This is a genomic window from Nostoc sp. UHCC 0251 (assembly GCF_034932245.1).
Lineage (GTDB): Bacteria > Cyanobacteriota > Cyanobacteriia > Cyanobacteriales > Nostocaceae > Nostoc.
Genome location: NZ_JAYGHD010000279.1, coordinates 1 through 1,179, shown reverse-complemented (window position 1 = coordinate 1,179; position 1,179 = coordinate 1). Strand labels below are relative to the sequence as shown.

Sequence of the window (1,179 nt, the reverse complement as noted above, 5' to 3'; positions counted from 1 at the left end):
AGTGGGGAGTGGGGAGTGGGGAGTGGGGAGTGGGGAGTGGGGGATGAGGGAGCAGGGGAGGCAGGGGGAGCAGGGGAAGACAAGGGGACAAGGGGACAAGGGGACAAAGAGAATAACCTATGCCCAATGCCCAATGCCCAATGACCAATGACTAATGACTAATGACCAATAAATACATCCCAAAACAGCATTAGGGAAATTACCAACAACATCACGCCTGCTGATTTTTCTACAGTTTTTGGGCTGAGTCGCGTGGCTATCCAACTACCTAAAAGCACACCTAATAAGCTGGTGGTTATCAGCGCAGCCGCAGATCCGATAAATACCACCCACGGCGAATGAGATTCTGCACTCATTAATAGAGTGGATAGCTGAGTTTTATCTCCAATTTCTGCTAGAAAAATGGTTATAAAAGTTGTACCAAAAACTACTAACGCTGATTGCTGCTTTTGAGGACTATCGGCAACTACAGGCTGAACTGGCTGGTCGATCACAGAAATTAAGTTTAAATCATTGCTGTCTTTCAGTTCTAGCTCAATTTCAGTTTGAGATATGCCAGAAATCTCCAAAGGTGCAGAGTCAAGTTTCACAGGCAGTAGTTTGGTTGCTAAGTTGCTTTCATATTTCTATCATATTCTCAGATTGTTGTAATAAATTGCAACTACATAAATGGAGATAAAAAATTATCGGGTGTCTTTGCGTCTTTGCATCCTCTTTACAGCCCAACAGCTTTATTGAAGCGTAGTATTTCCAGACTGCGATCGCCGTATACTCCTTCTATTTGCTGGTAACAGCAGTCAATGGCAAAATCGTTAACTTCTTCTGGTTCAACCCCATACATATCTTGAAACACTTCTGATTCCACGCGGCAGAAACGAGGACGATCTGAGTAGATGCGGCATTCTCGCGTGGTATGGTCGAAGTTAACGCACCATCCCCCTTCGCCTACCATGCTGAGATATAGTTCTAATTCTGGTGGAGAGAGATACTCATCCAAATCTGGACGCTCTGCTGGATCAAGATTACAGCAGGCTCCACATTGTTTTACACATTGCCAAGTTGCCATTTTTTATTAGGGAGTGGGGAGTGGGGAGTGGGGAGTGGGGAGTGGGGAGTGGGGAGCAAGGGGAGCAGGGGAGCAGGGGAGCCGAGGAGAAGTTGCAGTAAGTTTTTCAGTTT

General features: G+C 45.9%; 2 protein-coding genes. Both read right to left on the bottom strand.

Features of this window, described 5'->3' with window-relative positions; all coding sequences use genetic code 11:
• Positions 1–158: 158 nt before the first annotated feature.
• A complete protein-coding gene (locus VB740_RS18195) occupies positions 159–590 on the bottom strand; it encodes a TMEM165/GDT1 family protein (protein WP_323201358.1) in 432 nt (143 codons plus the stop codon).
• A gap of 125 nt (positions 591–715) precedes the next feature.
• Positions 716–1,066, bottom strand: coding sequence for a YkgJ family cysteine cluster protein (locus VB740_RS18190; protein ID WP_323201357.1), 351 nt, complete (start codon positions 1,064–1,066; stop codon positions 716–718).
• Positions 1,067–1,179: the final 113 nt, after the last annotated feature.

Bases quoted from the DNA above. Each gene is read 5' to 3' on its own strand.
- VB740_RS18190 (WP_323201357.1), bottom strand. From the start codon at position 1,066: ATGGCAACTTGGCAATGTGTAAAACAATGTGGAGCCTGCTGTAATCTT.